We start from the raw sequence: 17,907 nt of genomic DNA on the forward strand, positions 1-17,907 counted from the left end.
TTTGTACGTCAATTCACGAATCGGATCGGGTGCCACGGCACGTCTATATCTGCCGAGATGAATGTCGATCCTCGCGGATACCTCTTCAACATCAAAAGGTTTTGTAATATAATCGTCCGCTCCCATACGTAAAACAGAGACCTTCGTTTGCTGTTCCCCTTTGGCAGAGATAATGATTACGGGGAGCTGACGATTCGGCCCTAACTGCTGAAGCATTTCTTCGCCGCTAAGCCCGGGCAGCATCAGATCGAGCAATACCATGCTCCATTCCTGCTCCGTGGCTAAATACAACAACGCTTCCGTGCCGGAATAGGCTGGTTGCGGTACATATCCGCTATGGGTTATAATTTCGCACAGTAATTTATTAATTTCATTATCATCTTCAACGACCAATATTTTTACGTGGCGGTCATCCAATTATTTCACCCCACTTGTTCAATCTAATGGTTCACACTCATAAAAATATAGTATCAACACATAGTCGTCACTAGCCATCACAGACTATCTTCTCTTTCGACAATTCTCCTGTAATTTCCTGCCCAAAAAATGGTGCAAGCACTAGAGTGTGAGATAGATGGCTCACGCAATACTCCGGAACACCCAATGCCCGCAGCTCTCGGATGCGAGTTCGCACGCGTTTCCATTGCTTCCACAGGCACATGCGGAGCCTTCGGCGGATCCATTGGTCAAACCTCTCGTAGTGGCCTTTTGCCGCTGCGAGCCGGAAATACCCGATCCAGCCGATGAGATAACAGATTAGTCGCGTAATCCGACTCTCCAGTAACATCGATCGCGTTCGGTTCATTAGCTCGCGCACCTTCTCTTTGAACCGCGAGATGCTTTGCGGGGCTAAACGAATCGTCGCTTTCTTGTCCCTTAGAAAGCTAAATCCAAGGAACTTATGGTTCCAGGGACGGTCCACCTCCAGTATCCACTAGTTAGTTGCACAAGCAAATTTATTACTTGCACAATATTAATTTAATTTATAAAAACGCAAAAGACCGAGACGAAGCTCCCGGCCTTTGATCCCTTCTTCACGGAGAAAGGGCTTTTGCTTTCCGCAAGCAATAAGTCCCCAAACGTTCTACAATCTTGCCTTTACCCGGCCTTCATCAACAACGCCTTTACGGTAAAACCGTCCGTAGGTTAATCTTCGGAGCAGGACCTCGATCCACCCCCGCTTTCCGTACCGATCCATATAATAAGCCGCAATTACGCTTGCGAGCCAAGTGACAACGGCTGTTCCGACCGCAACCAAGGTCAAACGCTCGAAATGCGCTCCTAGATTTAGTGTGAACGGCGATATGACGGCCATCCATACGATCGATTGAAACAGGTAGCCGCTTAACGACCGCTGCCCGAGCGCCGTAATAGCGCGTACGATCCGGCTTTTAACACATGCCGGGTATTGGGACATTGCATATGCGATCAATCCGAACACGGAGACATAGCCCACCCCTCCGAACGCACCGGTCGTTTCATAAAGCAATTTGATCAACGGTGCAGTATCCGCATCGGCGTGAAGAACACCAAGATTAAGCAGCCCCATCGGTAAACCGCCAATTGCAGCCGCTGCGATCCCGACCATGGCACTCCAGCTCAGAATCCGAAGATTGTTTGCGGGGTTTTCCAATATCCGCCGTTTTGCACACCAGGCACCGAGACCAATAATGACAATATTGACGGACATTAAAGCCGTATGCATTGGCCATTCGCTCAGCCTTACAGCGAGGGAGGCGGAGTAAGACGTCGACAAAGACGAAGGAGATGGGCTTGTGGCAGTCACAGCCGCTTCTGCAGACCCGTTGGCGATATTAATGGCAATCCAAATCATCAAGACCAGGCAATAGACGATTAGGACCCCCCAATACCAGAATACCAATCGATAGATACGCTCACTGCGATTCAGCAGCAGGAAGACAAACAGCAACCCTGCTATTCCGTATGCGCCAAGGATATCGCCAGAATAGAGCAATACGCCATGAATGAGACCAAAAATAAGAAGCCAACCATTTCGGCGCAGCAATATCGTGCGCACCTCAAGCGGACTTCTTCCCGCCGCCTGTTGACGCATAGCAAGCTGAATCATCCCATATCCGAACATGAAGGCGAATATGGGGAACGTCCTTGCATGAAGAAACATTAACGTGAATAAATTATAGATTCGCTCCCATCCTTGCGGAATTGGCTCGACGCCGGGAGCGGCGGCAAAGAAGATTCCTGCACAGTTTGCCAAAGCGATAAATAGAAGCATGACTCCTCTCGCCAAATCCGGCGCGAGAGCCCGATCCTGTTTTGGGACAGGTCCTAAGACCGCGTTTTTTGCAAGCAACGACTGTTCGGAGGTTTCGTTTAACATGGTTATTCCCCTTATCAATACGATAATATATTAGATGATTAAATTTTCATTCAATAATAGTTCAAAAAAAGAGCGTCGTCAATTTTAGCCAGCTCCGCCCCACCGGATTTTTATAACCGGCCCGCATACAACGGGTGTTTCCTCCGGTTAGTTCGTATCCATGATCAAATAAGCCGTCAGCATTTCTGCATTTGGGCATACAAATCGATCTTTTAACGAAAGCTTCATCACAGCTAACCCCTGCACCGTCGAGAAGAACAACAGGGTCATTTGATAGGGATCGCCGGGATGTAAATCACCCATTGACTGTCCCCTTCGAATTAGATTCGCCACTCTTTCGAATAGTTCAGAGTTGTACGTTTCTGCTATCTCCGTGTCCAAATCACCCATCAGCAAAGAGTGCGCGACTAGCACTAGATACTGCGCAGACTCCTCATTCTTATTCATTTCACTCATCATAGCGGTAGATAATTGTTTAAAAATGATGGACGGGCGTTCGTCGGCATCCAGCAAGAATTCTATCGCCTTCATTTCATGGATCGCCGTATTGACTAAATCGTAGAACAGATCCTCTTTTGTGTTATAATGCTGATACATCAATCCCGTACTGATGCCGGCTACGGCAGCAATTTCTTGAACGTTCGTCCCCCTCAAACCTTTGTGAGAGAACAACTGCAAACCAGCTGAACGAATTTTGTTTTTCGTGACGGAGCGTAAGTATTCAAACTGCTCTTTTGTTCTTGGCATATTGTCTCCCTTCCTTTTATGATTGAATATTTATTCATTATAAATTGACAACAACCGATTTGCAAACATTATTTCCACGCTGTTTCGAATTTCGGGGTCTTGTATCACCTCCTAAACCATTCTTGAAAATTTCGCCGTCACTTATGATAAGGTTCTCCGTAACACAAGTAAGGCGAAATATATGGGTACCATTCTTTCTAAAACCAATCTGATGTTTCACGTACATACATTATTGCTTCACGCATCATAAGTTTGAATAAAAATTAGAAAGATCGGGTTCATCACTTGCAGAAGAGCTTGTTGAAGGAAACGGTCCATCACGGTCGGAATGCCGAGCAGCCTTACGCCGCCTCCGGGTTTGGGGATTGCCACCCGTTTGACAGGCGTCGGTCTGTACGTTCCCGCAAGAAGTTCGGTTTTCACCGCTTCCCAGTGGGTTTTCAGGTAAGCCTGTAGATCGGCTACGGTTACGCTGTCCACGCCAGGTGCTCCTCCGTTTTGGACCACTCGCTTGTACGCGAGCCGAAGGTTATCTCCTTCGAGCATTCGCTCCAACAGATCATTTTGCCTTCACATTCCGCCTCACAGCGGACACCCTTGCTCTTGGCTAATGGTAGGCGCTTGCCAGCCCCCATTCCGGACTTTCACCGTAGAGATGATGCCCATGCTTGGCGTACATAACGAAAAACACTAAGTTGATTCTTAGTGTTTTTTTTCCTGCCCCTTTGATTTTCCCAAATGAGTTTTACCATTGTGTCTAACGGCGAAAACTCCGCCGTGGTGTTCTTTAATGCCATATTATAAGAATAAATGATCCAGGCTGGTCATGAATCTCTGGCTTTTCAGTAGCCGTTACCTTAATAAACCAAAATCCCCCTATCAAGGACAGACTTATTTTGCACTTGATTCCCTAAAATATATAACTTCTTTAAGTTTGGCAGGTTCACTAGAGGCTCTACATTTGAAATAGCATTATTCTCTAAATGAAGCTCCTCAATTTTTTGCCAATTTTTCATGAAATCTAACGACTGAAGTGAACTGTCCTGCATCGTAAAAGAGCGTAAGGCTGTCAAATTAGAAAAATAAGGCATCACCTTATCCATTTCATGCAACCAGTCACCATTACCTATTCGAAAAGATGCTTGATTCAAAGTTAAATGTTCCAACATGTTATTTGCAAATGGATTCTGATTATTTATTTGGAACCAACATTCATTACAATTTAACGTTTTTACATGCTGCAAATGGAATAATGCACTCGGTTCATCGTAAAAAGTCGTCTCATTTAAATTTAATGTTTGCAGACTTGGCAGATGATTCAAAGAACGGATACCTGTAAAGCTTCCATGCTCTATTACTGATAGTTGTTCTAACCGCGGGTGTTTCACTAAATCTGCTCCATCCAAATCTGTCCCGCCTACGTAAACAGTTAAAGATTTTAAAGCTGGCGCCTTTAACTTTGGTATGAAAGAACCAATTAATTCAGCTTTCTTTAAATTTGGCGCTACGATCGGTGATACAGTACCATTATAACCCGTTATCGCCAATTCGGTCAGTGAAGTCAAACTATTCACAGCCTCAACGGATTCCAACTTATAAAGAGAAGATAAATGCAGCTTCGTCAATGATGACTTATTCCTAAGGATCTCCAAATTCGTGATGTCAGCAGAATCAATATCGAGCGTTTGTAAGTTGGGCATATTTTGTATAAAATCCAGTGTTTTTAAATTTCTTACCAACGTAAGCTTCAGCTCTTGTAATTGACTCAGCGAATAAAACGCGCTGAAATCTGTCGCTTCATTATTGTCTATGGTTAATGACTTTAAACCAGTTAAAGAAGACAACCACTTCAAATCATTGATCATACTTAAGGACAATGATTTCAAGGACAGTTGATTCAGTAGATGAAAATCCGTGACAGACTCGTCTACATAAGTAATTTGAAGCGATTGCAGATTCGGAAACTCTAATAATAAAGCCAATTCCGAATTACTTCGAATTTGTGTGGAGAGTTCTACGATTTTAGTTTTATCGGCAAAATAATGCGCAAATGTACCAAATGATTCGTTAAAACCGCCTTTATAGCTTTTTAACCCTTGCAAATGTCGAAAGCTAACTTTCTCACTTTGAGAAACTTCGTATTCTTCCATCAGATCTAACACCGATAGTCCACTGAATGCCTCAAAGTCTTTTTGTTCTATTCTTTGTGTATTCAATATCTTATCCATCATCACATAATCGGAAATTTCAGCCTGCTTATTCGTAAATGGGTCGTCAAAGCTGTATTCAAAGTGCCACTGATCCTCACTATAGTGAGTAGACAAATAACGGATACTGGCGATTTCTTCTTCCGAAGGCATCGCTTCGCCTTTATTAAAAATATCTTTCAAAAAGAATAGAAGGACTTCGCTCTCAGGCACTGTTCGAATAGATAATGGTACATCGTCGCTGTCTTTGAATTGATTGCTGTTCAACATGAAATAGCTAACAAATGCACAAATGAGTACGAGCGGCAAAATGAACAGCAGCTTTAAATTCGGTTTGGGTTGTATTGTTGTAGGAGCTGGAGATGTTCCGTAATAATTATTAATCGTTTGGTCGACATAAAAGACGTTATTCTCCTTCAACAATAATTCCGTTCCACAATAACGACATTTGAGTGTTTGCCCTTCTTTATATTCAATTTCCGCATTACAATTTGGACAATTTAATTTAATTAATTCCACTGGCCAACTCTCCTAATATCCTTATCTGTTAAGGAAAAATCCCCCACCATACCAACAATGAATTTTTCGCCGTCACTTATAATACGGTTTTTCGTATCATCTCTAAGGCGAAATTTTGTTTCCTGCAATGCTTACCGATTGACGTATTGTCACTACTAGATCATGTACATGTAACATGCTTAAGTTATTGTATTATATTTCACCCTAAGTTTTATCAAAACTGGATCGTCTACACTAAGTTAGACAGAAAAAATAAGGGCTAGTAGAATGAAGGGAACAGATAGAGGAGCGAATCTACGATGCCAAAACCAAGACGTACCTTTACAGCCGAGTTTAAGAAGCAGATGGTCCAGCTCTACGAGAGTGGAAAATCAAGAGCGAACATCATCAAGGAATATGATCTGAGTGCTTCTGCATTTGACCGTTGGATTACACAAAGTCAGAAAACAGGTTCCTTTAAAGAAAAAAATAATCGCACAGAGGAAGAGAATGAACTCCTAGCTTTACGTAAAGAAAATCAGCGTTTGAAAATGGAGAACGATATTTTAAAGCAAGCCGCGCTGATCATGGGACGAAAGTAAATGTGATTCGCAATAATGCACAACAAGTACTCGGTATCAGCAATGTGCGAAGTCCTTTAACTACCACTAAGCAGTCTGAGCCCGCCGCTAACGAAGAAGAACAGCGGTTAGAGGATGCGATTCTAGACATCTTCGCAGCTAGTCGAAACAACTACGGAACACAAAAAATCAAGGTGGAACTAGGAAAGGGAGCCCTACTAGCCTCGCGTCGTAAGATCGGTCAGATCATGAGCAAACATGGTATGGTATCTACTTACACGGTAGCGCAGTACAAGCCTGTTAAGAGCGATTCTAATGAGGCCGTCGTAAAGAATGCGCTGCAACGCGAATTTGATCAAGACGAGCCATACGCTGTTGTCGTCAGCGATTTGACGTACGTACGAGTAGCCGGTAGTTGGCATTACGTATGCTTGTTTGTCGACCTCTTTAATCGTGAAATTATTGGGTGCAGCAGCGGTCCCAACAAGACAGCAGAGCTTGTTTACAAAGCCATAGCAAGCATCTCGGTGAGGTTAGATCGCATTCAAATGTTTCATACCGATCGTGGCAGAGAATTTGATAACAAGCTCATTTCTGAAGCGTTGACAACGTTTGGCGTTACACGTTTGCTTAGCCGAAAGGGCTGTCCCTACGATAATGCCGTTGCAGAAGCAACCCTTAAAATCTTCAAGACGGAATTCGCTAACCAAGCGCATTTCCTCACGGAGGAGCGGCTTGACGTCGAACTCCATGATTATGTCCATTGGTTTAATTACCATCGGATTCACGGAACACTAGATGATCTGACTCCTGTTCAAGCCAGGAGGATGCCCTTATAAAAGTTGTTCAGTTTTGTGTTGACAATCCATTTTTGTCCTACAGAAAAAAATTTACTGTTTTACTTTATCTCTCTGCTCGAAAATTCTTATTTTATCGTTATCCTTATGTCTTTTACTAAATTCACTTAAATACAGCATAATATTTTCTTTAAGCGGGAATTCATATATTTCCTCATCATAAGGGAGAGGTGTATCTAAGTTTAAATTATTAAACTGATGGATTTGAAAATGATATTTATGTTTTTGGGAAAGAGACATTCCCAAATCAAACCACTCTGTTGATTTTACAGAGTTTATTTTCTTTAAGTGAATTACATAGAAATAAACCGCTTCTACTTGGTAATAACTGATATGCTCCAGCCTATTAATTGCCGATTCATATAATTCGCTGGCTTTATCATCATCTGTTTCCAAAAATGCTTGCATGACTAATTTCAATCCTTGGGTATAAGGATTAGTTACTACCAGTTTATTTATTTGTTCTTTATTTATACGTCCGAGTTTAGCTTTTAAATAATTTGCTTGCAAAATTTGTAGATACTGTTTTTGATAAAGTCCATTAATATATTCATCTAATTCACTTACTTCTAATTCACCAAGATTATATGACATCTCAAAATAATAGAAAGCTTTCCTCGTAATAAATAACCTTGATAAGTTATACTGTCCAATTAAAAATAACAAATTATCATGTAATGGTGTAGTGTTATATTTATAAAAATCAACATCAAGAAGATATTCTATTATTTCAAATGCATTTTTGTATTTATAGACACTTATTACATCCAACATTAAATTCTTACCGAATTTTGTTTCCAAATTTATATTCTTAAGATTCTCCATAGGCAAAAGTGAATTTAGCTTGTTATAGGACTCCTCAAACCGGCCTTCGTAATACATTGAACTGGTAATCAGTATATCTATAAACAACTCTCCGTACTCAACATCGGTAAATCGCCCTTTTAATTTCTTTAAAGCGATATAAAAATTGGTTCTTTGTTCTAACCTTGAAAAGAAATTCTCAACAACTAAAATATATTCAAGTTTATCAGCTTTATCCGACTCTACATCCGAAATGTAGTGCATACTTTTCAGAAAATTCTCAGAATTTTTATCAAAAATATGTAAACTTTCAGTCACGGCTTCTTGGCTAAGAGTATGCAAGAAAAATATCAGTTCATAATTAAACTGATATGCTCTTTTATAATACCAAGCTTTTTCATTTGAAGTTCTATTATTAAATTGATATTCTGCAAATCTACCTAATATTGATTGCAGTCTTATAAAACCTTTATTGATTTCTATTAGAGATTTATTTTCTAGTCCATTTATCTCCTTATCAGTAATTTTATTTATATCTTTTTTATATTGGTCTTTTGCAAAGAAGGCTTTAATACTATGCATATGAATGCCATCAGGAAAAAGTGAAAGTGTCTCAAAAAGTATTTTTTCCTTAGGAGTCAACTTTTTAAATGAATATGATATTGATTGATATAATGATCTCGATCTCTCAATATTTTTATCAACTGCTCCATCAAAAATATCGCTGTAATCAGTATCAATTGTGTTAAAAAAGTCCGTTGCAAGTTCCTCTCTAAGTATGGATAGGCTCTTCCCTTTTGGAAGATTTCTTGCAACTATCTTAATTGCTAATGGGTTATTATTTAGCAAATCCTCTAGTATATCTTCTTTTAATATTTTCATATCAGTATCTTTAATTGATGTTGTATAAAATGTTTGAAAAAGCCCAAGCGCTTCCTCAGAAATAAAAGATCTTAGTTCATGCCTTTGCTCATACTCAAAACCAATCCATTCCCTTGATGTTACTACAACGGTAGAGAACTCACAAATAAAATGAATTATTTCTCTGATTTCTTCTGCATGTTCGATATAAAGCATTGGCTCGAAATTGTCCAATATAATTAGGGAGTTTGTCTTCATATTATTTTGTATGATATGCTCTTTAAAATTAATCGAGCTATCTAAACCAAAACATTGAGTGATTTTGTATTCAAATGTTTTATAGTTGTCAATAAATTCACAATCAATAAAATATACTCCATCAGGGAAATACCCCCTATTATACATCTCTAAAGCAGCTTTTTTTACTATGGTTGTCTTGCCAATTCCCCCAGATCCCTTAATTGTTAGAATTTTTTCATTCGTTTCCAAAATTTTACGAACAATATCTTCTAAATCCGTCGTTCGTCCTACAAAACTCGATAGATTTTTTGCATCAATAGATTCAGATAGCTTACTTTTGTCTTGTCGGTTAATTACTTTAATGTCTGCATTTCCTTTTTCCACCTTTTGGAGAACGAGTTTATCAGCATTATATATTATTGAATCTTGAAATTCGTCTATCTTTCCTTTACGAAAAATTTTAAACACTAGGCTATTTAAGTCAATATCCCATACATTTACTAAAGGTATCGAAATATTCTCTTGATTCCATTTTGCAACTTTATCAGTAACTACAAATAACCCCTTTAGACCTTCTTGATAAGCTAAGTTTTGCTCTAGATATAATAATGTTACAAGTTTACTTTTTAGATAATAATCCTCAATTACTATTTTGTTTTGAATTAATTTGGTAAATATAAATATATAATTATACCCTTCTAATTCCCGAAGATTCTCTTCTGAAAAATAATATAAATCAATGACTAGTGCATTTCTATTAAAACCATTAATAATTTTATCGAAATAATAATTAACTTCAGCGTCAATTGGTGAAGCAATTAATATGGCAACTTTACTTTTTTCTATACGAATGGGATCACTCTGTATATATTGACTGGCTACCACTGTATTTCCCACACTTACTTCTTGGAAAGAAAGCTTATGTTCATAAAGGCTGTCTAAAAAACCAGATAACCCCTCATCCCAATCAGTAATTATGATTGGTTCTAGATCATATTCTTGTGACATCGTTTTATCAGTAGTTACAATATAGTGTTTTTCAGATAGCCCTTTATAAACATTATTTATATATTCAAATTCACGTCTTACATATGGGTCAGTGAAACTAAAACCAATAAAAACTATTGTTTGATCAGCTATTATAGACTTTAATCTTTCTATTGCTGCACTATCATTTTTATACAGATTATGATAATCTTCTGCAAATAACACGCATTTTCGAGGATCTTCAATACAGCCATGTAGTTTTAGAATGTAATTATTATGACTTGGTAAATTAGCAATATGGAATGTGTTATCAAACTGGATTTTTTTGAATCCAGTTGCTGTTTCTAGTGCTTTATCATAATTAGTAGTGATAATTTTAGAAGATACTTTACCTAGCTTCTTATGTAAGAGTAATTTCTCACTATCATTTAATTGAACATCTATAACACGGTCTAACACCCGGTAAACATCAGCCTTTTTATGTTTAATTTTCTCTAATATCTCAATTTCCGAAAAAAAACGCATATCTAGTATTTCAATCATATTTGCGTAACTGGGCTCTTCTTTAGACAATTCCATTAAGATCTCTCTAACTAGTTCAGTCCAATTAGGAAAACCAAGAGGTCGAGAAAAACCAGAACCAATAAAGAACACTAATTTGTCGTTTTGAATAGCTTCAACAATTTTTGTCTTAATCTCCAAGTGTAGCATCCCCCTTTATGGAACTTTCTACATATTATATCAAAATCTAATTTATTATCATATGTTTCTCCATCACTTATGATACGGTTCAGCTTAACGGGGCTTTCGGCGAAAGATGCACCGCCGCGTACTACGGCCCATCTTTCCCACTAAACTAAAGCTATGTCAAAGCTTAATAGTATAGCTAAAGGCTGTCGAAGTAATCGGCAGCCTCTCTGGTGATTCATTTCTTATTAAGTTCACTATAAAGCCGAATATATTCAAATTTCATTTGCTCTACAACATATTTTTTGCTTACAAATGCGTCCTTAATGTTCAGTAAATACAAACACCTTAAATAGAAAGAAAAACATCTGTATTCATCAAACATCACAACAATTGCATCCTTATCTCGTCTCCCCCACACTGCCTTCATCACTGGTGGCTCGCTATCCCTATCTAGTCTTAGGGTGAAATATGAATCATTTACGCTTTCTCCATCCTTGTTGTACAGGTTTCTCTCATCAGTGGATAGAACAATGATTGCCGTCTCCAGATTATATATAAAGGCTAATACTAAATCGAAGTAGAGATCCAACTCTATGATTTGGGGAATGGAGTATTCATGCTCCATTTTGTTTCTTATTGTATTTAACTTTGCTAGCGATTTCGGGCTAAAAATCCCAATTGCTCCCAAGAACTCAAGCTTTTTTTCAAACTTTAGATTTCTCTTTTTTAATACGACATTTAGCCCTAATGTATAGAAAAATATATCGATCTGACAATCGACCGCTCTCTTTAAATTGGATATGCAGTTAATTAGCGACTCTATTGTTCCTATTTGGAGTTGGTTTTCAGCAAACTTTAAGTAGTCTCTAGCATACATATCTTGCTCAGGGAGATTAAACATTGACCCCCAAGAAGCGTCATCATCAAGGAACTCAATTTGTTCCTCTAGAAATCGATACAACTTATCTATTTTGTTTAATTCGTCCATAGTATCATCCCTATTCACTTTTAGTTAGTTGAGTCAGTATATGATGCGCAATTATTTACGAAGCGTATGTGTAGATAGAAATTCATGAGGTAATGGTAGAAAAATGGAGCAAGCTGCAGGTTTATCGCATGTAGCTAAAATGATTTAGTCAAACTTATGTTAGCTCCTGCAGGACTAAGAGCCGAACGACCCAAAGTGTTAATACACTGTTAGGCAAGGTTCATTAAATAAGGTGGAAATATTCGGTTATTTTATTGTATAGTTTCTTCTTAGTGAGCAATTGATTTATCACAAAAGATCGGAATTTCATTGCACTGTTTATTGATTTTTCAGCTTCTTCAAAAACTGGTGGATATCCAGCATGTGCTACCCTGTTTCTAAGTTGATATGTGTTTTTATACCATTCACCAATTGGAGTTAACGGGTTATCAGAATTCCAAACCCCTCCGATTCTACCGTGAAACTCCTTCTTTACCATTCCCATAAAAGACACATCTTCTAATTTCTTTGTAATTTCTTCTTCAGTTTTCCCTTCTGTTTCTAGTAGTTGATGAAACAATGCATGTAAGAAGGTTTCAATAAAACTTTGACTGAACAATACCGCTTCTTTATAAAATCCGTACCTAAAATTATGTCTTGCAGTCAATAAGAAGTCTTCAGATACAATAAAGGGGTTGTTCTCTTTATAAATAACACTTGTGTATCGTATTACTTCATATTGGTCTTCCTCCGAAAGTTTCTCTTTCCTATATTTAATGTTGGTATTAGTGAGGAATAAGGCTGCACTATATTCCCAAGAGTCTATAGTGATTACTCTACTTATGCTAGCAAATTCAAACATTTCTCTTGAGACTTCATGAACGTGGACGTCCTTTTTATGAAGTTTGTACGCTACAATCATCCAATTTAAACAATCTACCAAGGTATCAAAAATATTACTTAAAAATTCTTCTTCGGTTGGTAAATCACTTGAAAGTACATAAGTCATTTCAACCCGAGTCTTACAAACTTCCACGGACATAGCTTTTTTTGAGATAATGCCAGCATGGATATGCTCTGTAGTTAGCACATCTGAATAGTGAAGCGTACAAGCATCACCGTTGTCCAAGAAGATGGTGTTACATAATCCATTCTGAAAAGGCAATTCAAACGGTAGTAAAACTGGAAATTGGATTAGATATTTTGGTGTGATACCTAGGTGCAAGTACACTGGTAAAAAATCATCTGGGTAACTATTTTTATTTAGTACAAACGATGAGTCTAATTCTTGATCATTCATTCCACTCATCGGCTTTTCCCCTTTCTATGATTCGGATACCTTCCCGCCTTTGTTTCGCAACGAATGCGCTTCAAAAGTAATTGTCATCTAATATTGAGACTGGAAACAGGGCGAATGTATGGCGAACCAAACTTTCTACACTACAATTTTTCGCCGTCACTTATGGTACGGTTCCCCCCGATTTATCCGCATCGCCCGATAAATCTGCTCCACCAGCACCAGCCGCATCAGCTGGTGCGGCAGCGTCATGCGGCCAAAAGACAGCCGCATATCCGCGCGGCGCAGCAGCTCGCTCGACAGTCCGAGCGAGCCACCAATGACGAAGGCCACCTGGTTCCGCCCGTAGGTGGCCAACTTATCGAGCGAGCCCGCCAGCTGCTCGCTTGTCCACATCTCGCCGTCGATAGCCAGCGCCACGACGTACACATCCGCGCCGAGCTTGGCCAGCAGCCGCTCGCCCTCTTTCTCCCGCACCTGCTGCTCCTCAGCAGGGCTCATGTTCTCCGGTGCCTTCTCATCCGGCACCTCAATCATTTGCAGCTTGGCATACGGGCCAAGCCGCTTCACGTACTCGGCGATTCCGTCCACGAGATAGCGCTCTTTTAATTTTCCAACGGTCAATATTTGTATGTGCATGACGCGCTCCATTTCATTTTCTTCCCATCATACCATTCGATGTATAGGCATACCAATGGCGCTCGTTCTCTTTTTATCAGTCAAGGATCACCGCCACTACGGATCTTTTATACTTTTGCCTAACCTGCATATATGTTGAAAAAGCCGATCCTTAAACAGATTTCTCTGCTAAAAATCGACCTTTTATTCACCCAATCCTACAGGTAGTTTACTGATTTTCCGTACATATGCTTCCAACTCATGAAAAGAAAATCGATAAAACGATAATTGATTTACGGCTTGTTGTGTAGAATCCGGCAAATCAAGGAATTTGGAGAAGAGTCTCCCTAGTCCTTCCTGATCAGCGGAGACCCAGAATTGCACCTGCTCAATTGCGGGTTCACCGGATTTCATTAATGCGGTCAGCGCCTGCAATCCTCGTTGGAACAGTAACGTGCCTCGATACTCTTTTCGAAGAAAGGCAATCTCGATCTGACAAACATGACGGTCCTCGTAATTGTTGGCACCCGTACCATAAACAAATCCAGCTGCACCCACAATCTCGTAAGGATCATCGTTGAAGATGAGCATTGCCTTGCCGAATAGCAGCGGGCTCCCGATAAAACTAAGTTTCATGGCAAAAGAATACGGCAAATTCAGCTCTTCTTGGTACCGCAGCAGAAACTTCATATAAGCTTCATAATCCATTTCCAGTTCGCAAGGACGGAATTCGAAAGACATTATTTGAGTTGCGCTCTTAAAGAATCGTTCGCGATAATGATTTTACCTAAGCCGCTGCCTTTTTGGTTCTTGTCTATTGATGGTTTTGGTGGGATCATTCGATACTCCTCCTTTTATCCGAAAATTGGTAATCTACCACCTATTATACGATATCATATTTTTTTAGGGTATCCCTTATTTGGAATATTCCCTCAGAAAAAACCATTTCCTGTCCTATATTGCCGTCGCGCATATAGCTAAAGGCAGCGAATTTGGCATATAACCTGCACAGATACGTATTTTCCCCCAATGCGGCAAAACGCAGTTCTTTTACCTCCGGATGTTTCTCGATGATCGTATCTACGAGGCTCATCAGACTGGAGACAAACAGCCGGGTTCCCCTCCGCGGTTTATCCATAATGGCCAAGTCTATGAACGCAACGTCTTTATCCATAAAATCTCGTTCGGGCGTCCCATGATAGTAGGCTGATGCTCCCAGGATTTCGTTGTCGTCGTCCGTCACGATAAACAAATGCCCTTGCGTCAGATAGGTATAAAGCATAGACACGATGTCCAGCGTCATAAAGGAGAGATGCAGATCCCGTTTGCGCTCAAGAATGAATAAACTCACTTTACCGAACTCTTCGTCGTTATCGCAGCATTTGAACCGCTTCATCGTTAGTACTCCCTCCCGCCCCAGTGGCCTTACATTCTCTTCTCCAATGCGCGTTCTAAGGTGTTAAGAAGGGATGGATGTTCTTCTGTTAGTTGACGGAAAGCCTCCCGCCTTATGGATAACAGCATCGATGGGCCCATCGCCTTAATAGTCGCGGTTCGCGGAATACCTCTCAACAAGGCGATTTCACCGAAGTAATCACCGTCTTGCAGGATCGCTACCCGCTTATCCCCGCCCTCGGGGGAATGCTTTAACACTTCAAATTTGCCGCGGACAATAATATAAAATTTATTTCCTTCTTCCTTCTCCTGTACGATCACGTCACCTTCCTGGCACGTTTCCGTTGAAAATAGCGCAGCAACGTCTTCCAAAAGCGCAGCGGCAATCCCTTCGAAGAATGGCAGCTTAGAGAGCCTATCCGCATCGATTGTCGCATACAGCCCGTCTTGGGATAGTTGGAAACCGTTCTGTTTCTCCCATAAGCTGCGGTAGAGCCCTTGCTGATTTAATAACTCCTCGTGGTTTCCGGATTCAACGATTCGACCTGCTTGGAAAACATAGATGATATCGACGTTCACGACCGATGCCAAGCGATGGGTGACCGAAATAATCGTTTTACTGTGACGAATTTCCTGGAGCAGCTGGTTAATGTCGGCTTCCGTGGCCGGATCCAGAGCAGACGTCACCTCATCGAGCAGAAGCAGCTGCGGGTTTCTTAGTATCGCTCTTGCGATCGATAAACGCTGCCGTTCGCCTCCCGATAGAGATGCGCCTTCATGGTGAATCATCGTTTCATACCCCGCGGGCCAGCTGGCAATCGCATCATGAATTCTCGCCTGCTTGGCCGCTGCAACGACATCCTCATCCGTCAACGCTTCATTGTCCAGCCTTAAATTATCCTTTATTGTCCCGTTAAATAAGAAGGTATCCTGACTGACCAGCGTAGACAGCCTTCGAAGGGAAACCTCGCTTACGGTCCGCAGATCATGGTCATCTATCCTGACAGTCCCCTGTATGGGATCATAAAATCGGGAAAGCAGCTGCAGCATGGTGCTTTTACCTGAACCGCTTGGACCTACGAAAGCCACATACATGCCTTTTTCAATGCGCAGGCTGACGTCTTGCAATTGATAAGCTTCCGCAGTAAAGCCGAAGGTTACACCTTCCATTTGGACCGTGTTGAAGGTTGAGGGAAGCTCTTTGGGATCGGACGATTCAGGAACGTCTGGCTTGTGGCCAAATATCTCTTCGATGCGCTGGAAGCTTATTTTCGACTCGATCAGATTTGGAATTAAGAACGATAAATTGGAGCCCGCCTGGCCTATACTCATAAACAACGTGAAGAAAGCCATAAATCCGCCGACCGTCATTTGGTCATGGAATATCAAATAGCCGCCGAAGCCAATCATCGTGCCGTTCAGAATGAGCAATGCGGTTAAGGGCAATCGCTCCATCAAGGAATTGTTGACATGCAGCTTCATTCCGAATGAAAACAGATTTTGAATTTGTTTCCCTGCCCGTTCCCGGAATCGGAGCTGTTGATTGAGGCCTTTCATGGTTTTGTGCCCTTTGACCATTTCATCGATTGTATTGGAGAAGCGCTCCTGGGCTTCTTTGTAGTTCACATTCACGGCTTCGGCCCGTCCTTGCAGCAGCCATGGACCTATGAACATCAACGTAGAGCCAGCTATCATGGCTAACGTGAGCTTCCATTCGATGACGAATAACATACTGAGTCCGAGCAGGATACTAAGAGATTCTTTCAGGAACATCGGACTTGCAAAACGAATCACCCGCTCAATGGAGGACATATCCAGAGAGAAACGGGTAACGAGATCGCCAACTCTGTACCGCTCGTAGAAGGGAAGAGACTGCCGCTGCAAATGAACGAACAGCTCACCCCTGAGCTTCCGAATCACTTCACCGCTCAGCTTCCCTATTGTGTGATCTCCGAAGGCACTAACGACTATGTTTAACAATCCCCCGCTGAACAAAATAGTTAATATGAAAAGGAACGCCTGAAAATCCTTCGGCGTAAACGCATCGTCCACCAAATATTTCAGGCTTAATGGCGAAGCTACGGCATACGCGACCTCGAAACAAACACTAAATATAAAGACCACGCACATAAATCTATAGGGAGTAAAATGCCGCAGCAATTGCCGTACGAAATGCAAGGTTATCGCGCCTCCTGGGACTATGAAGATAATCGCCTTCCAGACTCCAAAACTAGTCTATCTTCTGAGCCTTTTTTACTAATTATATCAGAGCCAGGGAAGAAAGAATCAAGATTTTGTCGTATTTTTCCATGCACAGGATAACGGCAATCCCCGAAGGTATCATGCTAAAAAAACCCGGAGTTGTATCAACTCCAGGCTGCTTTCACTGATTATTTGGATTAGGCCTGCGTCATGTCACAGTAAAATCAACCGCATCGTTGATCGGCGATTCCCATCGCCAGGTAGCGCTCCTTCAGCTTCCCACCGCTACCCTCTGAATCCGCATCGGCTATACCACCAAATACTCGGCTGGCCGCTCGCACAGATCGCAGGTATCCGGTTTGGTCCACTCCGAGAACGTCGTGATCGTCAGATCGACAATATCCGGCGCATCCTCATAATCATCGACAAATTTATCAATCGCCAGCTCCACATGCTCTTTGCATACACAATACATTTACTGCTTGTCCTCCCATGGTAGATTCGGTCTTCTTCCCTGCATACGAAAGGATCAGCTTACCCATATACAGGTATCCCCGATATGGAGGACACCTTCACTGGAACTGATCCGCTTCTCGC

At 41.0% G+C, this 17,907-nt stretch carries 12 protein-coding genes and 3 pseudogenes; 1 reads left to right on the top strand and 14 read right to left on the bottom strand.

Translation table 11 applies throughout. From position 1 onward, the window contains the following. The 6 genes and pseudogenes from IEY46_RS34045 to IEY46_RS34070 all read right to left on the bottom strand — a co-directional run. Positions 1–417 (bottom strand): response regulator transcription factor (locus tag IEY46_RS34045; protein ID WP_229750733.1); only part of this gene is annotated, 417 nt, incomplete at its 3' end. A gap of 169 nt (positions 418–586) precedes the next feature. After that, a pseudogene (locus IEY46_RS34050) lies at positions 587–922 on the bottom strand (group II intron maturase-specific domain-containing protein); the annotation flags it as partial. A gap of 162 nt (positions 923–1,084) precedes the next feature. Continuing rightward, complete coding sequence (locus IEY46_RS34055; RefSeq protein ID WP_189000239.1) at positions 1,085–2,359, bottom strand: DUF418 domain-containing protein; 1,275 nt, start codon at positions 2,357–2,359, stop codon at positions 1,085–1,087. A gap of 147 nt (positions 2,360–2,506) precedes the next feature. Beyond that, positions 2,507–3,106 (bottom strand): TetR/AcrR family transcriptional regulator, encoded by a 600-nt coding sequence (locus IEY46_RS34060; RefSeq protein WP_189000241.1) that lies wholly within the window; start codon positions 3,104–3,106, stop codon positions 2,507–2,509. Positions 3,107–3,373: 267 nt separating this feature from the next. Continuing rightward, positions 3,374–3,652 (bottom strand): annotated as a pseudogene (locus IEY46_RS34065) (group II intron reverse transcriptase/maturase); the annotation flags it as partial. Between the two features lie 311 nt (positions 3,653–3,963). Beyond that, on the bottom strand, positions 3,964–5,832 hold the full coding sequence (locus IEY46_RS34070) for a leucine-rich repeat domain-containing protein (RefSeq protein WP_189000243.1): 1,869 nt from the start codon (positions 5,830–5,832) through the stop codon (positions 3,964–3,966). Positions 5,833–6,131: 299 nt separating this feature from the next. On the opposite strand from IEY46_RS34070, the pseudogene IEY46_RS34075 reads away from it, so the two are divergent. Then, positions 6,132–7,231, top strand: a pseudogene (locus tag IEY46_RS34075) (IS3 family transposase). A 51-nt stretch (positions 7,232–7,282) separates the two neighbouring features. On the opposite strand, the gene IEY46_RS34080 reads toward IEY46_RS34075, so the two are convergent. The 8 genes from IEY46_RS34080 to IEY46_RS34115 form a co-directional block, all read right to left on the bottom strand. Next, complete coding sequence (locus IEY46_RS34080) at positions 7,283–10,843, bottom strand: SIR2 family protein (RefSeq protein ID WP_189000245.1); 3,561 nt, start codon at positions 10,841–10,843, stop codon at positions 7,283–7,285. 223 nt (positions 10,844–11,066) lie between these two features. Then, positions 11,067–11,819: a hypothetical protein gene (locus tag IEY46_RS34085; RefSeq protein ID WP_189000247.1), complete on the bottom strand. Its 753-nt coding sequence runs from the start codon at positions 11,817–11,819 to the stop codon at positions 11,067–11,069. A 223-nt stretch (positions 11,820–12,042) separates the two neighbouring features. Next, positions 12,043–13,107, bottom strand: a complete 1,065-nt coding sequence (locus IEY46_RS34090; RefSeq protein ID WP_189000249.1) for a hypothetical protein — start codon at positions 13,105–13,107, stop codon at positions 12,043–12,045. Between the two features lie 147 nt (positions 13,108–13,254). Beyond that, positions 13,255–13,734: a 23S rRNA (pseudouridine(1915)-N(3))-methyltransferase RlmH gene (gene rlmH, locus IEY46_RS34095; RefSeq protein ID WP_189000382.1), complete on the bottom strand. Its 480-nt coding sequence runs from the start codon at positions 13,732–13,734 to the stop codon at positions 13,255–13,257. 183 nt (positions 13,735–13,917) lie between these two features. Further along, positions 13,918–14,421 carry a hypothetical protein gene (locus IEY46_RS34100; RefSeq protein WP_229750735.1) on the bottom strand — a complete coding sequence of 168 codons (504 nt, stop codon included), beginning with the start codon at positions 14,419–14,421 and terminating at the stop codon, positions 13,918–13,920. A 175-nt stretch (positions 14,422–14,596) separates the two neighbouring features. Then, positions 14,597–15,109, bottom strand: a complete 513-nt coding sequence (locus tag IEY46_RS34105; protein ID WP_189000254.1) for a hypothetical protein — start codon at positions 15,107–15,109, stop codon at positions 14,597–14,599. Between the two features lie 29 nt (positions 15,110–15,138). Further along, entirely contained in the window at positions 15,139–17,286 is a 2,148-nt protein-coding gene (locus IEY46_RS34110) for an ABC transporter transmembrane domain-containing protein (protein ID WP_189000257.1), read from the bottom strand. Between the two features lie 331 nt (positions 17,287–17,617). Further along, positions 17,618–17,785 carry a CxxH/CxxC protein gene (locus IEY46_RS34115; RefSeq protein WP_189000260.1) on the bottom strand — a complete coding sequence of 56 codons (168 nt, stop codon included), beginning with the start codon at positions 17,783–17,785 and terminating at the stop codon, positions 17,618–17,620. Positions 17,786–17,907: the final 122 nt, after the last annotated feature.

The organism is Paenibacillus nasutitermitis (genome assembly GCF_014641075.1).
In the GTDB taxonomy this organism is placed as follows: domain Bacteria; phylum Bacillota; class Bacilli; order Paenibacillales; family Paenibacillaceae; genus Paenibacillus_Z; species Paenibacillus_Z nasutitermitis.